A 19,013-nucleotide genomic window follows, 5' to 3' on the forward strand; every position below is an offset into this window, starting at 1 on the left:
AGTAAGCGAACAGCAACGAAATGAAAGGTCGCAACCTAACGGAATGCGACCTCCACCTATTTTTACATTTAACTAATATCTATAATACCACAAGTTAGCAGCAATACAATTAAAACGTCTTATTTTACAATCAAGTTATCCAAGTTACCAATTAATGATGCTTGGTGAGCCAAAATACTTAATTGGGCCAAACGATTATTACGAATGTCTTCATTCTTATCCATAATCATATTTTCATCAAAGTATTCACTAATTATTGGTGTTAAAGTCCGTAAAGCCGCGAAGTTTTCATTTACTGTCTGTTGATCTTCTTTAATCAATTCTGAAACAGCTGTGTGCATCTTGGCCTCAGATGGATTTTCAAATAGATTAGGATCTACTGCAAGCTCACTAACTGGACGATTATCCTTCTTTGCAATCCGTAATACCCGAGTAAGAGCTTCAACATCTTCCTTAAAGCTATCATCATCCTTATGATCGTCAATAGTTTGAATAGCTGCAAGAACATTGGCAATATCATTTTGGCGAGTATCGGTAGCTGCGTCAATGATATCGTGACGAACCTTTTGACCATGGAATAACTGCTTAATCCGGTCTAAGAAGAATGAACGGACTTCATCACTATTTTTATTCAAATCAAAAGAAACATTGATTTCAGCAGTTTCGAAGGCAGGGATAATTTCTGATTGAATATTTAATAATGGAAGGTGCCAACCACGATCGGCGATAATTCGGACGATTCCAAAGGCTTGCCGACGTAAAGCATAAGGGTCATTCGAACCACTTGGAATCATATCAACTGCAAAGAAGCTCATGATGCTGTCAAGTTTATCGGCAATTGCTAAGACCGCGCCAATCTTAGTTTGTGGTAATTCTCCTTCTGCAGAGATTGGCATGTAGTGTTCGCGAATAGCTGTGGCAACATCATCTTTTTCACCGAATAACTTAGCATAGATTTCGCCCATGATTCCTTGTAATTCAGCAAATTCACCCACCATTTGCGTAGTAAGGTCAAATTTATAAATATGTGCTGCTCGATCAAGGTCTGCTAGTTCTTCATCTGAAAGATTTAGCTGCTTACCAAGAACACTGGCAATCACTGCAACCCGCTGCATTTTGTCATACATTGAACTAATCTTATCATGGAAGCTAACTTTCTTAAGTCGTTCCACATATTCATCAATTGTCAACTTTTGGTCTTCTTGATAGAAGAACTGAGCATCTTCAAGCCGAGGAACAAGAACCCGTTCATTTCCTTTAATAACATTATCAAGGTAGTCGGTGTTACCGTTACGAACAGAAATAAAGTGCGATAAGAGGTTACCATCTTCATCCCGTACACAGAAGAAACGTTGGTTATCCTTCATGGAAGTAATTAAGACCGGATCAGGTAAGGCTAAGTACTTCTCATCAAAAGATCCAGCAAAAGCAGTTGGCCATTCAACTAAGTTATTAACTTCCTCTAGCAAGTCCTCATCCCAATCAACTTGCCAATTGTTTTCATTGATAATTTTAGTAATTTGATCCTTAATTAAATTCTTTCGCTTTGTTTGATCAGCAATAACGAAATCATTATTTAAGGTTTCTTCATAATCATCAGCCTTAGCAATTTCAACTGGATGACCTAAGAACCGGTGACCTTGTGTTTCTCGACCAGCTTCAACGTCCAAAATATTAAATGGAACGACTTCATCATTTAATAATGAAACTAGCCACCGAATCGGCCGAATAAATTGTAAGTTATTGTAGCCCCACTTCATCAAGGTTGGGAATGTCATCGAAGTAATAACTGCTGGCAATCCTTGAAGAACTTCAGCAACAGTTTTTCCAGCAATATGCTTTTCAACAAAAACATATTCAACGCCTTTTACTTCTTTAAATTCAATATCTTCAACAGAAGCACCTTGACCCCGAGTAAAACCAATCGCAGCTTTTGTCCAATTACCATCGGCATCTTGCGCAATCTTTTTTGCAGGACCCTTAACTGATTCATCAATATCAGGTTGCTTATCACTTAAGCCATGGATTAGTAATGCCATCCGTCGTGGAGTAGCAAACTCTTGAATATCATCAAAAGTAATCCGTTGTTCTTTAAGGTACTTTGCTACTCGTTCGTGTAACTGTTTAATACTTGGTGTTACAACGTGAGCAGGCATTTCTTCAACACCGACTTCTAATAAGTATGTATTTGCCATCTTACTTTTCCCCCTTTTGTGCTTTCTTAGCTGCTTGCTTTGCGGCCCGTTCCTTTGCCTTTTCCGCTTTTTTTGTATATTCTTCAACTGTCTTTTGACGAACTGCTTCATCATGAATCAATGGGAAGCCACGTTTACGCCGCTCTTCAACAAAGGCTTTGGCAATTGATTTTGCCATAATTCGAATACGGTGAAGATAACCAGCACGTTCGGTAACCGAAACAGCACCACGCGCATCTAGCAAGTTAAAGGTATGACTACACTTTAAAACATAATCATAAGCTGGGTGAACCAATCCAAGCTTAATTAAACGTTTAGCTTCTTTTTCGTAATCATTAAAGTCTTGTAGAAGCATGTCTTGGTTACTTTCTTCAAATGCATACTTAGAATGTTCATATTCAGGTTCTTGGAAGATATCACCATACAGAACACCATCCGCCCACTCTAAGTCATAAACTGAATCAACGTTTTGAATATATTCAGCCAACCGTTCAAGTCCATAAGTAACTTCGGCGGCCACTGGGCTCATTGGCAACTCTCCAACGACTTGGAAGTAAGTAAATTGAGTAACTTCCATTCCGTCAAGCCAAACTTCCCAACCAACACCGGCACAGCCCATTGAAGGGTTTTCCCAGTTATCTTCAACAAACCGGATATCGTGTTCTAAAGGATCAATTCCTAACTTTTTCAAACTTCCTAAGTATAATTCTTGAATATTATCAGGAGAAGGCTTCATTAATACCTGAAATTGGTGGTGTTGGTAAAGCCGGTTTGGGTTTTCACCATAACGACCATCAGCGGGCCGCCGTGAAGGTTCAACATAAGCCACATTCCATGGTTCAGGACCAATTGCACGCAAGAAAGTGTAAGGACTCATTGTCCCCGCACCCTTTTCGTTATCATAAGCCTGCATCAACATACAGCCTTGATCTGCCCAATATTGTTCCAATGTAAAGATAATATCTTGCACGGTTAGTTTTTTCGTCATACTTTACTTCTCCTTTCAATGAAAAAGTCCCTACAGTATCAAATAATCGATACTGTAGGGACGAAGTTAATCGCGGTTCCACCCTACTTTTTTACATCTCTGTAAAACAGCTTAGTTTAAGCGGCTGTTAGAGTGCCAAGGATAAATAAACTACAAGGCTTGCACTATCCCCTGATCGCTGATTTGGTTTATCCATAATCTCTGTCATTGCCAATATTCAATTAAACACGCTCTTATAATAGAAAAATATTTTACAAATGTCAATCGTTCATTGATAACTTTCCGATATTTTGTTCCCACTTATTCATTTGTCTAATGAACCGTTTCGCCTTCAAGTTTAGTCCAACCTCGTTATCATAAAGAGTATCCAAGACTTGTTGGAGGCGTCGTTTAGTAGCTGGATTAATCCGAATAGAATTCAATTTTTGCAAGTTAATTGTGGCAAACTGTTGGAGATAATAAACAGTTTTACGGTCAAGATGGAGACGGTGTTCATCAAGTGACCAGTGATTCTGACAAAGCATCCCCCCATATTGTTCAGAGAAGTCTAAAGCCAGATCATTGCGGCCACATACCACACACCGGTCCCAAACTGGTGCTACACCAAAAGCAACTAACAGCTGAGTTTCAATAACATTTGTAATTATTTGCTCATCTAATCCTTCTTCGATTAAGTCTAAGGCTGCAGCAACTTGATTAAACCAACCACCAATGCTTCGGCCATCATTAAAAGCACTGTCAACTAATGCCAAGATATACGTAACATATGCATTTTTGCTAATGTCACTTGCAATCTTCTTGTATTGGCTAGTATCGCTAGCGGTATTAATAAAACTCAAGCCGTTTTCATCAAGTGAGCCAATGTATGTCCCATGGGTGAATGGCAGGATATCAGCAGTCATCCGAAAGCCACGTTTTTTAGCATTTTTCACAAAAAACATTGCCGGCCCAATCTTATCAGTAAGCATTTTTACTAATAGATCGCGTTCACGATAATCCTGTCGGTACATAATGATCCCTGTAAATTGTGTGGTTACGCGTGCCATGTAACCATCATCCTTTTAATAGTCTTTATTCCGATAGCCATAATCTTTTAGCATTGCAGACTTATCACGCCAGTCAGGAACAACCTTTACCCATAGTTGAAGAAATACCTTGTCACCAAGTAATCTTTCAATATCTTGCCGTGCCATTGTCCCAATCTTTTTCAGCATTTTTCCACCCTTGCCAATAATAATTCCCTTTTGGCCTGGACGTTCAACAATAATATTGGCCGAGATATGAATATGATTTTCATCCTCACGCTTTATCGATGTTACATCAACAGCTACTGAATGCGGTACTTCTTGTCTCGTCAGCAAAAAGACCTTTTCACGGATCATTTCTGCAATCACAAAGCGTTCAGGGTGGTCACTTACTTGATCTGCTGGGTAATACTGCGGACCATTAGGAAGGATCTTAATAATGTCATTGATTAAGTTATTCACATTATTTCCCTGCAAAGCAGAAATTGGCACAATCCCCTTAAATGGAAGGGTATCTTTATACTGGTCAACAATTTCAGGCAGGTCATTGGGATTGATTTGATCGATCTTATTAACAACTAAAAAGATTGGCTGATTAACTTTCTTTAAGCGTTCAATAATAAAGTCATCACCAGGGCCGCGCTTCTCAGTTGCACTCACAACAAATAAGACAGCATCCACTTCATCTAATGCTGACATTGCTGATTTTTCCATAAAATCACCTAATTTAGTAGATGGTTTATGAATTCCTGGCGTATCAATAAAAATAATCTGGGCTTCTGGGCTTGTATAAATTCCTTGAATCTTATTACGCGTTGTCTGTGCAACATTACTCATAATTGCTACCTTTTGACCAACAACATAATTCAATAAAGTTGATTTTCCAACATTTGGGCGCCCAATAATTGCCACAAAGCCAGACTTATAATTTGGATTATCCATATTAAAACTTCCTATCTAATAATTGCTAATATACGGGGGATAAAAATAATTAGCCCCACCAAGACTGAAAATATCGCTGAAATCAGTACCCCACCAGCGGCCACGTCTTTAGCTTTTTTTACATTTAATTCATAATGGTGGTCAACAATCAAATCTGTAACAGCTTCGGTAACCGTATTAAGAAATTCAGATGTAAAAACAACAAAGATTGCCAATAAAATCCATAACCATTCCATTGCTGAAATATGCAATAAGATCGACATAATAATGGCTAAGCAGGCCGCTAAAAGGTGGTACCGCATATTACGCTCTTCACGTAATACTTGGATAATTCCATCGATTGCGTGACACATTGCTTGAATTAAGTGATGATTTTTCTCAGTTTGATGTTTATCGCGTGAGTCCATAACCGTCTAGTATCTCCCGTTGTAATTTAAACATTTTTTCTTCATCTGCCGGCTCTTCATGATCATATCCATTTAAGTGGAGGAAGCCATGAACAGCTAAAAATCCTAACTCTCGATCAACTGAATGGCCTAAAAATTTTGCTTGTTCTGCTACCTTATCGATGGAAATAAATAAGTCACCTAAGTTAACAGGAATTTCAGCAGCCATTTCGGAATCCATAATAATTGGTGTTTCATCGCCCGCTTCTTCTGCGGCAAAACTTAAAACATCAGTTGCCCGATCAACATTACGATACTGGGCATTTAATTTTTTTATCTCTGGATTATTTACAAATGTTAAGGACATTTCAGTATTTTCTGATAAGGAAAGTTCTTTAGCAGCATACTGTAATAAGTCCCTTACCATCTCCAATTGTTCATTTGGAAGCTGTGCTGTTGTTTGATCGAAAATTTCCAAGTCCATCATTTTTCCTCTTTTTTCTCTTTATCTTTTTCTGCTAATTGTTTTGATGTTTGGTCCTCATAAGCAGTAATAATCCGTGCTACAACCGGATGACGAACAACATCTTCTGCACTAAATTTAACAAACCTAATTGACTTAATATTATTAAGAATTCGTTGCGCGTTTACAAGACCACTGCGAGTCCCATGAGGAAGATCGATTTGTGAAATATCCCCATTAATAACCATTTTTGAGCCAAAGCCTAAACGGGTAAGGAACATCTTCATTTGGGCATTAGTCGTATTTTGGGCTTCATCTAAAATTACAAATGCTCCGTCAAGAGTTCGTCCACGCATATAAGCAAGGGGGGCAATTTCGATAATTCCCCGATCAATTAACCGTTGCGTATGATCAGCCCCAAAAATATCATTTAAGGCATCATAAATTGGTCGTAAATAAGGATCTACTTTTTCACGAAGGTCACCGGGTAAGAATCCTAAACTTTCACCAGCCTCAACTGCTGGTCGCGTCAAGATAATCCGTTCCACTTCGCCACGCTTTAAGGATGCCACGGCCATTGCTACTGCTAGGTAAGTTTTCCCTGTTCCGGCAGGGCCAATCCCAAACGTAATATCATTATGCTTCATCGCGTTAACATACTGCCGCTGACCAAAATTTTTTACCCGAATGGCTCTTCCTCGGCGATCTTTAATAATCGTTTCACTGTAAAGGTCAGCAAAATATTCCAGTGTTCCACGATGCGCCATCTTCATCGCACTAACAATATCCGTACTGTGGATGCGGATTCCTTGATTTAGCAACGAAATAAGGGCACGAAATACATCGATCGTAAGTTTAACGTCTTCTTCTTGTCCACTTACTTTAAGATTTTCACCGAATGGTCGGATTTCAACATCCATTCCTTGTTCAATCAGGCTCACAAACTTATCCTGTGTTCCTAGTAAGCCAACTTCTATTTCTGGACTTTCAATTTGAAAAGTTTGTTCAATCGTTTTTTGTTCTCCCACCTATACAATCTCCTTTAATTTAGCAGATTTTATTTAATGATAATTATATCATAGATCACCTTTAACCTCATCACTGCAAGCTTTTCTAAGGAATCGAAGTTATTTTTCAAAATTAACTTTAACTACTTCCCCACTATTAAAAGTTTTCGTTTTTCCGTCTGCCGAGCGAATTGTTAGTGCACCATCATTTTCAATTTTTTTAGCAATTCCAGCAATCGCCTCACCATTTACTAACAAGTCCACCTCCTGTCCTAAAATCATTGAGCCTTGGCGATATTGTTCAAGATACTGGGGATTATCATAGTCTGAATAATTATTAGCAATCGTCTCAATAAGCCGACTGACTAAAAGATTACGATCTGCTGGTGCTATTCCCGTCGCTTTATCTTTAAGATCCAGTGGAAATTCTTTTGTAGTTATATTCAAACCAATTCCTACTACCAAGGATGCCGTTGTCCTTGATTCAAGGTCTACTACTGCCTCGGTCAAAATTCCGCCGACTTTTTTATGGTTTAAATAAATATCGTTGACCCATTTGTACCGAAAGTCTTGAGCAGGGAAAAATTGTTTAAGAACTTCCCCAATTAAAACTGCAAAAGTCGTTGTCATTAACCCAGCTTGTAGTGGTTTGTCTGTTGGGCTAGGCAAAATCATACTAAAGTACAGTCCAGTTGCTGCCGGAGAGTAAAAGGACCGTCCCTGTCTCCCATAACCAGCAGTTTGATGATCAGCGATAAATACTGTTGGCGCACTAACTAGGTGATGACTCAAAAAAGCTTTCGCGACGCTTTGAGTTGAGCTAACCTGATCTTCAACGTAAAGACGATTAGTAAAGTGGTTATGGGTATAAAAATCAATAATATCAGCACTCAACCGTGAATTTCCGGTAAAACGGTATCCAAGGTTTCTACGGCTCTCAATATTATTTCCGTTTTTTCGTAAACCGTTGATGGCTTTCCAAACAGATTCACGACTAATATTGAATCGCTTTGCTAAGTCATTTCCAGAAATCCATGAATCTGGCGCTGAAAGTAATTGCCATAAAATTTTCTGTGCAGTTGAATGAGCCATGCTAATCATCTCCTTAATGAAAAAACCTTAATGTGACGTAAACGACGAGCAATTGAGACAGCAATAAGCGTTTTGATTGTATCGCCAAAAACAAATAAAATATTGGAAGTCAAAGCAGCAATAAGCGTGGTATGCAATTGATTAGCTAACCATATTGCGCCCACTCCTTCCACAAAAATTACACCCCATAGCCAAACAATCAGGAATTCAGTTACTCCCTGCGTCATCCCATAATACCAACTTAATTTTAGACTAAGGCCAATCAACAACGGGACAAATAACCAGGCAAAAATATATCCGCCAGTTGGGCCTAATATTGTCACCATTCCACCGCGTCCACCAGAAAGCAGTGGCAACCCAAGTACAACTAAAAACAAGAAGAGCCATACAGTAATTGTCCCTAATCTTGGTCCAAGTAATTCTCCGGCAATCATTATTCCCATATTTTGTAAAATAATTGGCACCGGAATAAACCCCAACGGAATTCCTGGAACTGCTCCTAAAACAGCAATAATTGCAACCATCATGGCAACGACAGTCATTTCATGAATTGACAAACTTATCTTTTCCCTAATCATTCTCGTAAATCCTTTATTTTTGCATCAATTATATTTAATTGTAACCTTTAATTCAATATATGGGTTACTATGAAACAAAAAATTGAGGGTGAGAAAAAATGGCTTTCTCACTCTCAATTTCCACAATTATTTGCCTTCTAAAATCTTCTTAGCATCTTTAATTTGTTGACGAACCTGATCAAAACCAGTTCCACCATAAGAATTCCGCCGTTCAACCGCTACTTTAGGTTGTAAGCAGGTATAAACATCTTCTTCAATTTTGGGCGAAATTTTTTTGTATTCGTCTAATGGAATATCAACAAGATTTGTCCCTGTTCTAAGTCCCTTCAATACTAGCTCACCGACAATCTCATGTGCTTTCCTAAATGGAATTCCTTTAGTAGCAAGATAATCTGCTAATTCAGTGGCATTAGAAAAGTCATGATGAGTTGCATGCTCCATGGCTTCTTTCTTTACTTGAAGAGTGGCAATCATCCCGGTCATGATCTTGATGCTTGGGAGAATCGTCTTTACTGCGTCGAATAATCCCTCTTTATCTTCTTGCATATCCTTGTTATAAGCAAGTGGAAGGCCCTTCATTGTCGTTAATAAGCCAAAAAGATCACCATAAACTCGCCCAACTTTACCACGAATCAATTCGGCCATATCAGGGTTCTTCTTTTGGGGCATAATCGAACTACCAGTAGAATATGAATCTGCCAATTCTAAATAGCCAAATTCATAACTACACCAATAAATCAGTTCTTCACATAGCCGTGACAGGTGCATCATCAAAATACTTGCGTTACTTAAAAATTCAAGGGCAAAATCCCGATCAGAAACAGCGTCCAGTGAATTATGGTATGGTTCAGCAAAATCTAAATATTTTGCACTTAATTGTCGATCAATTGGGAAAGTGGTCCCAGCTAAAGCAGCCGCTCCTAGGGGTGATAAATCCGTGTGCTGCTGGTTAAATTCAAAACGTTCAACATCTCGCTGAAACATTTGGAAATAAGCCATGAGATAGTGCCCATACGAAATTGGCTGAGCATGTTGCATATGAGTATACCCTGGCATAATCGTTTCAACATTTTCTGCTGCTTTATCTACTAATTCTGCCTGTAATTTTTTCAATTCATTAATGATAATGGGCAACCGCTTCTTCACATATAAATGAAGGTCAGTTGCAACTTGATCATTTCTGCTCCGCCCAGTATGAAGCTTACCAGCAACGGGGCCAATTTCTTCTGTCAGCAATGCCTCAATATTCATATGAATGTCTTCGTTGTCAATCGAAAATGGGAGTCCTTCACTAGTTAATCGCTCACGTAGTTTCTTGAGTCCAGCAATAATCTTATCAGCATCATCTGCTGACAAAATTTGTGTTTCTTTCAACATTTTTACATGGGCTAATGAGCCTTCAATGTCTTCTTGAGCCATTTCTTGATCAAAACTGATCGACGCATTAAATTGGTTAACTAGTTGGTCACCAGCTTCTTCAAACCGGCCACCCCACATTCTCTTAATAGGCATCGCTTGTATTCTCCTTTACTTTCTTTTTATTTTTGTTTTGTACTTGAGCATAGACCTTATCTGGTAATTCCCAAAGTTTAATAAAGCCAGTGGCAGCTTCTTGGTCAAATTCGTCAGCGGAAGTGTAAGTTGCCAAGTTCTTATCATAAAGTGAATTTGGTGATTTCCGACCTTCACAGATTACATTTCCTTTAAATAATTTAACCCTTACTACTCCATTAACAACTGCTTGTGATTCATCAATAAAAGCAACTAAAGATTTCATTAATGGTGAATACCAAAGCCCATTATAAATAATTTCACTCATCTTTTGTTCAATTAATGGCTTAAAGTGAGCTACTTCCCGTTCTTGGGTTAGGTCTTCCAAGTCTTTATGGGCTGCTAGTAAAACAGTTGCAGCTGGGCATTCATAAATTTCCCGTGACTTAATACCAACAAGCCGGTTTTCAACGTGGTCAATCCGACCAATCCCATGACTACCAGCTAATTTATCAAGCTTCATAATTAACTGGTCAAGCGGCATTTCTTCACCATCAATTGCTGTAGGAACCCCTTCATTAAAGGTAATTTCAATTGTGGTTGGGGTATCAGGGGCTTCTTCAATTGAAACTGTCCGATCATATGCATCAGCTGGTGCCGCAACCCACGGATCTTCAAGAATTCCACATTCATTTGCCCGGCCCCATAAGTTCTCATCAATGGAATAAGGACTAGCCTTTGTGATTGGAACAGGAATGCCATTATCCTTAGCGTATTGAATTTCCTCTTCCCGTGACCAGTGCCAATCCCGAATTGGATCTTCAATCTTCATCTCTGGTGCCAAAGCATGGATACCTGCTTCAAACCGAACCTGATCATTTCCCTTTCCAGTACATCCATGGGCAATCGCAGTCGCACCGTATTGATTAGCAACTGCAACTAGTTTTTGAACGATTAATGGACGAGAAAGTGCTGAAACTAATGGGTACTTTTGCTCATACATTGCATGGGCTTGAAGGGCTGGCAATACAAATTGTTCAGCAAAGTCACGTTTGGCATCAATCACTACTGACTTCCACGCACCAACTTGGAGACCCTTTTCCTTAATCGCTTCAAGGTCTTTTCCTTCACCCACATCAATACAACATGCAATTACGTCATAACCCTTATTTTTGAGCCACGCAATCGCAACTGAAGTATCTAAACCACCAGAATAAGCTAAAACAATTTTTTCTTTTGACATAATCTCGTCCTCCATCTCATTTGAAATTTGTTGTTTATAAATATACGAGTATTATGAATAAAAATCAATAGTTTTAGCATATTTTTTCAAAAAAACTCTTTTTATGCATAAAATATAAATTATTCATGCATAAAAAGAGTTTAAAAATAGAATGATTATTTAATTTTGTTGGTTGATTATTTGTTTATTTTGAACTGGATAGGTAATTAATTCTGATGCTTCAAGATCTTCCTTATGCATATCAACTGCATTAATTTGACTGTTTTCGTAAGTCTTGTAGTAAAAAATCCCTTTCTTTAGGTTCGAACCATCAGAATAAATCGTATATTCAAAAGTATCCGGTGCCACTTCATCTAATCCCTTTTGTTGTTCGACGGATTGAAGAATGTGGAAATAGTTGGTAATATTCTCAACTTCAGAATTACCAACTGGGGCATGCATCTTAGTGAAAGTAGCCTTAACAAAACGACTTTCAGAATCCATTCCTCCCGGGAGAAAATGGGTCCCTAAGCCACGGCTATAAACTGGCAGATCAACAGCGGACGCAAATACGTTAGCCGGGTTAGCAGGTGCAACACTGCGATAGTTACTAAGATTTAATAATTGACGAGGAAACTCCGGATTATTTGTCAAGACACCAACTGGGTTATCATAAACATTTAATCCTTTCGCGGTGGATTCAACTGTTACAGAAGCACCAGTTTTATCAGCGATAATCCAGTGTAACGGTGCAGCTTGCAGTTTATCAGAAAAGTTAATATTAGCGATATTTGCATTTGAAAGTAACTTCTTCGCTTCAGCAACCGAGGAAGCTGCCGCAAGAATATAAGGAACTAATTCAAAGGATGCAATATTATCCTTTCCCTCTTGAACTGGGAAATAATGAGCTGGACCATCAAAATTAAGGCCTGCCATCCCAACCCCTTTTTCATTTACCCCATCAAAATATAGTGGATAGTCGTCACGAACAATGGACATTCCAATAATTGCATAATGGTGTTCCAGGTTAGGCATTTTCCGAAATTCTAAAGTCTTATTACGCGGAGTAATCACTACTTCCTGACCAAGGCTGACTTCCAAATCAAGGTTACGGCCAAAGTAATAATCACCTGCTGTATAAATTACTGATGTGCACATATAAAGGCCCCTTTTCTTTTAAATATACTTTAATTCTAGTTTAAAAAGTAAAAATGTACAGTAAAAAAGAGTATGAAGCTTTCATCCTCATACTCTTTTTTACAGCTGATATTACTTACTCAATTGTTCTTTTACAACCTGGTTAACTAATTTTCCATCTGCTTGACCTTGAACTTTGGGCATAACTGACCCCATTACTTGTCCAAAGTTCTTCATACTAGAAGCATTAAGCTCGCCAATTACTTCCTTAACAATCTTAGTAACTTCATCTTTTGATAACTGTTTTGGCATATACTTCTCAACGATTGATAATTCATTCTTTGCTTGATTGATCAGATCTTCTCGTCCAGCTTTTTCAAATTCTTCAAGTGATTCTTTGCGCTGCTTATATTCACGTGCCATTACCGCAATTTCTTCATTAGAATTCAAGTCATGTCCAAGTTCAATTTGTTCGTTTTGAACTGCTGCTTTAAGCATCCGGACAACGTTTAATGTTTCCTTATCCCGATTCTTCATTGCTGATACCATATCTGACGTTAATTGTTGTAGTAAGCTCATTATTTATCCTTCTTTCATATAGAAAAAAGCTCCCACCAGGCAACAGGTGAGAGCACACATTTTTAGTAACGACGACCGCGTTTGTTCTTACGCTTCCGTGCCGCTTCAGATTTCAACTTGCGTTTTACACTTGGCTTTTCGTAAAATTCACGTTTACGATATTCTTGCAATGTTCCGTTACGTGAAACTGAACGTTTAAAGCGTCGAAGAGCGTCGTCTAAAGATTCATTCTTACGAACGACTGTTTTTGACATGTTGATCCCTCCCTCCGAGCTTAAAGTTACGTATCGAGGTAGCAGGCATACTGCTTCCTTTTCACTACAAAAATTATTTTACCCAACATGGCCTACCCTGTCAACATTACTTTTAAATAAAAATTTAAATTTCTTATCCACCTATTCTTTGACTACTCCATAAGCTAAGTAAACGCTTTTAATCATTATACAAATATATGAATATTTATTCTATTTTAAGATTTTATATTGCATAAATAAACATTTAAGTGTATATTTAGTAACAATTTAATTTTACTATTCTCAAAGGAGTTATTAACTATGAAAGGTTTTAAACATTTATTACTGCTAATGGTAATTGCGTTTCCGATATTATGTACACCTATTACTGCATTAGCTGCTAACGAAAGCAGTTCAACTAGCTCTTCGGCAGCCAACAATCCATCGCAAGTCGCTAGTAATGATTCAGTACAAAAGATTAAACAAAAAGGAACATTGGTTGTGGGAATGAGTGCGGATTATCCACCCTACGAATTCACAACCAAAGAAAATGGAAAAACTAAATATGTTGGTTTTGAAGTTTCCCTTGCTAAACAATTTGCTAAAGACTTGGGAGTAAAACTAGTTATTAAAAACATGGACTTTGACTCACTTCTAGTTGCGCTGGAAACAGGTAAAATTGATGCTATTATTTCGGGAATGAACGTTACAGCTGAACGAAAAAAGAGCGTTGACTTCTCAAATACATATTATTCCGGCGATAGTTATTTCTTAATTAATAAAGGAGATAAAGATAAGCTAGTTAATGTCAAAAGTTTTAATGGGAAAAATGTAGGAGCACAAAACGGCACGCTCCAATCAACCCTGATTTCAAAGGAAATGCCTAAAGCAAACGGCAAAGGGCTTGCTAAACTTTCTTCCTTAGTCATTGGGCTTCAATCTCATAAATATGATGGAATTTTAATGGATGCTGCTACTGCTAAAGCCTATGCTGCCAACAATTCAAATCTTTATGCCTTTAATTCGAAATTGCCAAATACTGCTGGCGGAATTGCCATGGCTTTTCCTAAAGGTGATACCTCGTTAGTCAATGCTGCCAACCAAACAATTAAAAAAGTTAACAAAGAACAACTAATTAATAAAAAATGGATTCCTGAAGCCTCCCAATATATGAAGAGTTATAAAAAGCAAAATACTGTTCTTAGCTATTGGCGTTACTTTGCTAAAGGGATTAAATATACATTAATCATTACAGTTGTCTCTGTTATTTTTGGTTTCCTATTAGGAACTCTCTTTGCACTAATGCGGCTTTCAAAGAACAAATTTTTACATTCAATTGCGGTTTGCTACATTGAATTTCTCCGGGGTACGCCAATGATGGTTCAAATCATGTTTGTTTACTTTGGGATTGGCGCAATTATTCAATCACTTCCGGCCCTCCTCGCTGGGATTATTGCCGTTTCACTAAACTCTGGTGCTTATGTTGCTGAAATTATTCGTTCTGGAATCCAATCTATTCCACTTGGACAGACAGAAGCTGCCCGGAGTTTGGGGATGAGTAAAAACGAAACATTCAGATATGTGATTATGCCACAAGCACTTAAAAATATTTGGCCAGCATTAGGAAATGAGCTCATTACTTTATTAAAAGATAGTTCATTAGTTTCTGTGATTGGTGTTTCCGAATTGATGTATCAAACACAATTAGTTCAATCGGCAACTTATAAAGGAGTTTTACCTTTATTCATCACAATGATCATCTACTTTATTCTCACATTTACGCTATCCAGAATTTTACTTTACTTTGAAGGGAGAATGAAACATGCCCACTAAAATGATTGAAATTAAAAACTTGCAGAAAAAATTCAAAAATAATATTGTCTTAAAAGATATTTCCGAACATGTTGATAAGGGCCAAGTAATTTGTGTAATCGGCCCTTCAGGAGCAGGTAAAAGTACTTTTCTCCGTTGCTTAAATGCACTCGAACAACCAACAAGCGGACAAGTTCTTTTTGAAGGACAGAATCTGATTGGCTTAAATGATAAAAAACTCGATCAGCTGCGGGAAAAGATGGGAATGGTTTTTCAAAGTTTCAATCTTTTTCCTAATATGACAGTCCTTAAAAATATCACCATTGCACCAGTTAAAGTTAAAAATATCAATGAAAAAGAAGCAGCTAAAACTGCGATGGAACTACTAGAAAAAGTTGGTTTAAGCGATAAAGCTCAACAATATCCGGATCAACTGTCAGGAGGGCAAAAACAACGGGTTGCCATTGCCCGGGCCCTTGCGATGAGTCCGGAAGTAATGCTCTTTGACGAACCAACTAGTGCCCTTGATCCCGAAATGGTTGATGAGGTACTAAAAGTAATGCGCGATTTAGCTGAATCGGGAATGACAATGGTGGTTGTTACCCATGAGATGGGGTTTGCTCGTGAAGTAGCAGACCAAATCTGGTTTATGGCAGATGGGTATATTCAGGAAACTGGAGATCCAGAAGAATTTTTTGCCCACCCTACTAGCCCACGGGCACAAGACTTTTTGAAAAAGATTTTGAAATAAAATAATCCTCGTGAACAGTACACTTCAAGTACCTTTTCACGAGGATTATTTTTGTTCTATTTATTGTTCGTCTGGATCTTGATCGAGCTTATAGTCAATCTTTTCATCAAATTCAATTTTAAGATCATCAAGTTGTTGTTCACTAACTTTACCTGGAGCTGCCGTTAATGGTTCAACTGCCTTCGAGTTCTTAGGGAATGGAATAACATCCCGAATACTATCAGCTTGAGCTAGTAACATAACCCACCGGTCTAAACCAAAGGCAAGTCCTCCCTCAGGTGGCATCCCCATTGTTAAGGCCTTAAGCAAGAATCCGAAGCGCGCTTCTGCACGTTCCTTTGTATAGCCAAGAGCCTTGAGAACTTTTTCTTGAATCTTTGGATCGTGGATACGAATTGATCCCCCACCGATCTCGTTACCATTCAAGATAATGTCGTAACTTTGAGCATGAGCTTTATGAGGATCTTCCCCATCTTCAAGGTAATGTAAGTCTTCTTCATTTAGCATTGTGAATGGGTGGTGAGCGGCAATCCACTTCCCAAACCCTTCATCATATTCAAACATTGGCCAATTGACAACCCATAAGTAGTTCCATTGGTCAGGCTTAATCATATCTAACTCTTCAGCGATTGCCCGACGAAGGTAGCCAAGTGAATCTGATACAACGTGGAAACTACCAGCAACAAAGAGGATTAAGTCCCCTTCTTTGGCATCCATTTCTTCATTGATTTGGGCAACTTGATCATTTAAGAACTTAGCAACTGGACCATTGTAACCATCAGCAGTTACTTTAACCCATGCAAGGCCCTTTGCACCAAAACGCTTAATGTATTCTTCATACTTAGAAATATCTTTCCGAGAATACTTATCTGCTCCACCAGGAACGCGAATTGCACGAACATAGTTACCATCAGCAACAGTATTAGCAAAGACCTTAAATGAACTGTCCTTTACAATATCAGAAAGGTCATGAATCAACATCCCGAAACGAGTATCAGGCTTATCGGAACCATACTTGTCCATGGCTTCTTGCCATTCCATCCGTGGAAATGGGGTCTTAACATCTACTCCCACGATTTCCTTCATTACCCGCTTAATTAAACCTTCTGTAACTGTTTGGATATCTTCAGGAGTTGCAAAACTCATTTCAGTATCGATTTGCGTAAATTCTGGTTGACGGTCACCACGAAGGTCTTCATCCCGGAAACAACGTGCCAATTGATAATATTTATCAACTCCGGCTGCCATTAACAATTGCTTAAATAATTGTGGTGATTGTGGTAAAGCATAGAAATGACCGGGATAAACACGTGATGGAACAATATAGTCACGTGCTCCTTCTGGTGTTGACCGTGTTAAATCAGGAGTTTCAACATCCATAAACCCTTCATTATCATAGTAATTGTGCACGATCGAAGCAACCTTACTCCGCAACTTCAAATTACGCATCATTTCTGGCCGCCGTAAATCAAGGTAACGGTACTTCATCCGTAAGTCTTCAGAAGCATCAACACCATCAGTAATATCAAATGGCGTTGTTTCTGACTTTGCTAATACCTTAACCTTGTCAACAGCTACTTCAACTTTTCCAGTCTTCATATCTGGATTAATTTCTTTTTCTGCCCGTAATTGAACTTTTCCTTGAACCTCAAGAACATATTGGTTACGAACCGCATTTGCAATTTCAAATGCTTCTGGATTTTCTTTTTCGTTGAATACTAGTTGAACAATTCCTTCCCGATCCCATAAATCAATAAAGATAAGTCCACCTAGGTTACGACGCTTAGCTACCCAACCCTTTAAGACAACTTCTTGTCCAACTTGCTGTTCATTTGTATCCCCAGCATAATTTGTTCTCTTCATTCTCCGCTTACCTCTTTCAGTTTTTAATAACAGTTTAAATAAAAAGCACCCTTGAAATTACAAGGGTGCAAATGCACGGTACCACCTTGGTATCACTCAAAAATAACGTCTAAACGACGGAGCATATCGCCCAGCTTCAAAAGGGTCAATCGAGGCTGAAATATTTGGAGCTCTCACCTTTCTCCAATCGCTGATAATTTCAAGTACCCGAGCATTCTTTATCAACAGCTATTAATATCTTTAATTTACATTTTTACCTTACTCGATCCCCTCATAAATGTCAATACCAAGGTTAATTGACGCCTTATAAATCAACTTTATTTAACAATACTTGCCTAAAAATGGTATAAATAAAGTAATTTAATAAAGGAGGAACATCAATTGGAAAGTCCAAACACAGCATGGTTTAAGCGCCTTCCATTAAAAAATCTCACTTCTGTTAAACCAGTCAGTGGTGGGGATATTAATTTAGCATATCAAGCCACAACTACTGATGGAAATAGGTACTTTATAAAGGTTCAACCTAACCATTCACAAGATTATTTTAATCATGAAATTAATGGTCTTAAAGCTATCGGTAAGGTCATTAATACCCCGATCCCACTTTACCATGGTGAAATCGACGGGAATGCCTATTTAATTTTAAACTGGCTTGATGAGACTTGGGGTAATCAAGCTGACCTGGGATTAGCAGTTGCTAAAATGCACCAACAGCATAATGATGAATTCGGCTTTATGGACAATCATCAAACCAAGGCCCTCGTAAAAGACAATTCTTGGAACTCAAGCTGGCTTGATTTTTATATCAATCAGCGACTAGAGCCAGAAGTAAAAGTGGCAAGCCAACGCGGACGATGGAATAAATGGCGGCAAGCACATTACCAACAAATGGTTAATAAATTTACTGATTACTACCAACACCATGAAGTTATCCCTAGTCTTCTTCATGGTGATTTATGGGCCGGCAACTTCTTATTTGCTGGCGATCATAAACCATACTTAATCGATCCAGATGCATTATTTGGGGATCGTGAATTTGATTTAGCCATGACAACTGTTTTTGGCGGTTTCGATAATAGTTTTTATCAGGCATATAGCAGCATCTTTCCATTTGATGATCATTTAGAGGAACGTCTATCATGGTATCGCTTCTATTACCTATGCATGCATTTAATCTTATTTGGCGAAAGCTATGGTGGCGCAGTCGATCAAATCTTAAGTCAATACTAAAATGAGGCTGGGAGAAAAC

Annotated in this window: 18 protein-coding genes; 3 read left to right on the forward strand and 15 right to left on the reverse strand. The window is 38.3% G+C overall.

The window, feature by feature from the left end; genetic code table 11:
• Positions 1–119: 119 nt before the first annotated feature.
• The 14 genes from glyS to rpsU form a co-directional block, all read right to left on the reverse strand.
• Positions 120–2,195, reverse strand: a complete 2,076-nt coding sequence (gene glyS / locus LMB56_RS06405; RefSeq protein ID WP_229283583.1) for a glycine--tRNA ligase subunit beta — start codon at positions 2,193–2,195, stop codon at positions 120–122.
• Between the two features lies 1 nt (position 2,196).
• Complete coding sequence (glyQ, locus tag LMB56_RS06410; RefSeq protein WP_003665860.1) at positions 2,197–3,183, reverse strand: glycine--tRNA ligase subunit alpha; 987 nt, start codon at positions 3,181–3,183, stop codon at positions 2,197–2,199.
• Positions 3,184–3,443: 260 nt separating this feature from the next.
• Complete coding sequence (gene recO / locus LMB56_RS06415; protein ID WP_229283582.1) at positions 3,444–4,229, reverse strand: DNA repair protein RecO; 786 nt, start codon at positions 4,227–4,229, stop codon at positions 3,444–3,446.
• Positions 4,230–4,244: 15 nt separating this feature from the next.
• Entirely contained in the window at positions 4,245–5,150 is a 906-nt protein-coding gene (era, locus tag LMB56_RS06420) for a GTPase Era (RefSeq protein WP_003668129.1), read from the reverse strand.
• An 11-nt stretch (positions 5,151–5,161) separates the two neighbouring features.
• Positions 5,162–5,557: a diacylglycerol kinase family protein gene (locus LMB56_RS06425; protein ID WP_003665857.1), complete on the reverse strand. Its 396-nt coding sequence runs from the start codon at positions 5,555–5,557 to the stop codon at positions 5,162–5,164.
• Complete coding sequence (ybeY, locus tag LMB56_RS06430; RefSeq protein ID WP_229274119.1) at positions 5,541–6,020, reverse strand: rRNA maturation RNase YbeY; 480 nt, start codon at positions 6,018–6,020, stop codon at positions 5,541–5,543. Before ybeY ends, LMB56_RS06425 begins: the two co-directional genes overlap by 17 nt.
• Positions 6,020–7,027: a PhoH family protein gene (locus LMB56_RS06435; protein WP_229283581.1), complete on the reverse strand. Its 1,008-nt coding sequence runs from the start codon at positions 7,025–7,027 to the stop codon at positions 6,020–6,022. The genes ybeY and LMB56_RS06435 overlap by 1 nt, the downstream gene beginning before the upstream one ends.
• A gap of 99 nt (positions 7,028–7,126) precedes the next feature.
• Positions 7,127–8,098: a biotin--[acetyl-CoA-carboxylase] ligase gene (locus LMB56_RS06440; protein ID WP_229277605.1), complete on the reverse strand. Its 972-nt coding sequence runs from the start codon at positions 8,096–8,098 to the stop codon at positions 7,127–7,129.
• A gap of 5 nt (positions 8,099–8,103) precedes the next feature.
• Positions 8,104–8,676, reverse strand: a complete 573-nt coding sequence (locus LMB56_RS06445; RefSeq protein ID WP_229283580.1) for a biotin transporter BioY — start codon at positions 8,674–8,676, stop codon at positions 8,104–8,106.
• A 126-nt stretch (positions 8,677–8,802) separates the two neighbouring features.
• Entirely contained in the window at positions 8,803–10,188 is a 1,386-nt protein-coding gene (gene argH, locus LMB56_RS06450; protein ID WP_122481319.1) for an argininosuccinate lyase, read from the reverse strand.
• Positions 10,178–11,410, reverse strand: coding sequence for an argininosuccinate synthase (locus tag LMB56_RS06455; protein ID WP_229277607.1), 1,233 nt, complete (start codon positions 11,408–11,410; stop codon positions 10,178–10,180). Before LMB56_RS06455 ends, argH begins: the two co-directional genes overlap by 11 nt.
• 159 nt (positions 11,411–11,569) lie before the next feature.
• A complete protein-coding gene (gene bsh / locus LMB56_RS06460; protein ID WP_072575055.1) occupies positions 11,570–12,547 on the reverse strand; it encodes a choloylglycine hydrolase in 978 nt (325 codons plus the stop codon).
• A gap of 111 nt (positions 12,548–12,658) precedes the next feature.
• Entirely contained in the window at positions 12,659–13,105 is a 447-nt protein-coding gene (locus LMB56_RS06465) for a GatB/YqeY domain-containing protein (protein ID WP_228341314.1), read from the reverse strand.
• A gap of 62 nt (positions 13,106–13,167) precedes the next feature.
• On the reverse strand, positions 13,168–13,359 hold the full coding sequence (gene rpsU / locus LMB56_RS06470; RefSeq protein ID WP_003665847.1) for a 30S ribosomal protein S21: 192 nt from the start codon (positions 13,357–13,359) through the stop codon (positions 13,168–13,170).
• Between the two features lie 300 nt (positions 13,360–13,659).
• Between rpsU and LMB56_RS06475 the strand changes: the two genes are divergently transcribed.
• Together LMB56_RS06475 and LMB56_RS06480 are read left to right on the forward strand one after the other, a co-directional pair.
• A complete protein-coding gene (locus tag LMB56_RS06475; RefSeq protein WP_229279404.1) occupies positions 13,660–15,171 on the forward strand; it encodes an ABC transporter substrate-binding protein/permease in 1,512 nt (503 codons plus the stop codon).
• Complete coding sequence (locus LMB56_RS06480; RefSeq protein ID WP_003665843.1) at positions 15,161–15,901, forward strand: amino acid ABC transporter ATP-binding protein; 741 nt, start codon at positions 15,161–15,163, stop codon at positions 15,899–15,901. Before LMB56_RS06475 ends, LMB56_RS06480 begins: the two co-directional genes overlap by 11 nt.
• Before the next feature lie 60 nt (positions 15,902–15,961).
• Here the strand turns inward: LMB56_RS06480 and aspS are convergent, their stop codons facing one another.
• Positions 15,962–17,764 (reverse strand): aspartate--tRNA ligase, encoded by a 1,803-nt coding sequence (gene aspS / locus LMB56_RS06485; RefSeq protein WP_003665842.1) that lies wholly within the window; start codon positions 17,762–17,764, stop codon positions 15,962–15,964.
• Positions 17,765–18,145: 381 nt separating this feature from the next.
• Between aspS and LMB56_RS06490 the strand changes: the two genes are divergently transcribed.
• Positions 18,146–18,994: a fructosamine kinase family protein gene (locus LMB56_RS06490; RefSeq protein WP_229283579.1), complete on the forward strand. Its 849-nt coding sequence runs from the start codon at positions 18,146–18,148 to the stop codon at positions 18,992–18,994.
• The last annotated feature ends 19 nt before the right edge of the window (positions 18,995–19,013 follow it).

The sequence above is a fragment of the Limosilactobacillus reuteri genome (assembly GCF_020785355.1).
GTDB lineage: Bacteria > Bacillota > Bacilli > Lactobacillales > Lactobacillaceae > Limosilactobacillus > Limosilactobacillus reuteri_I.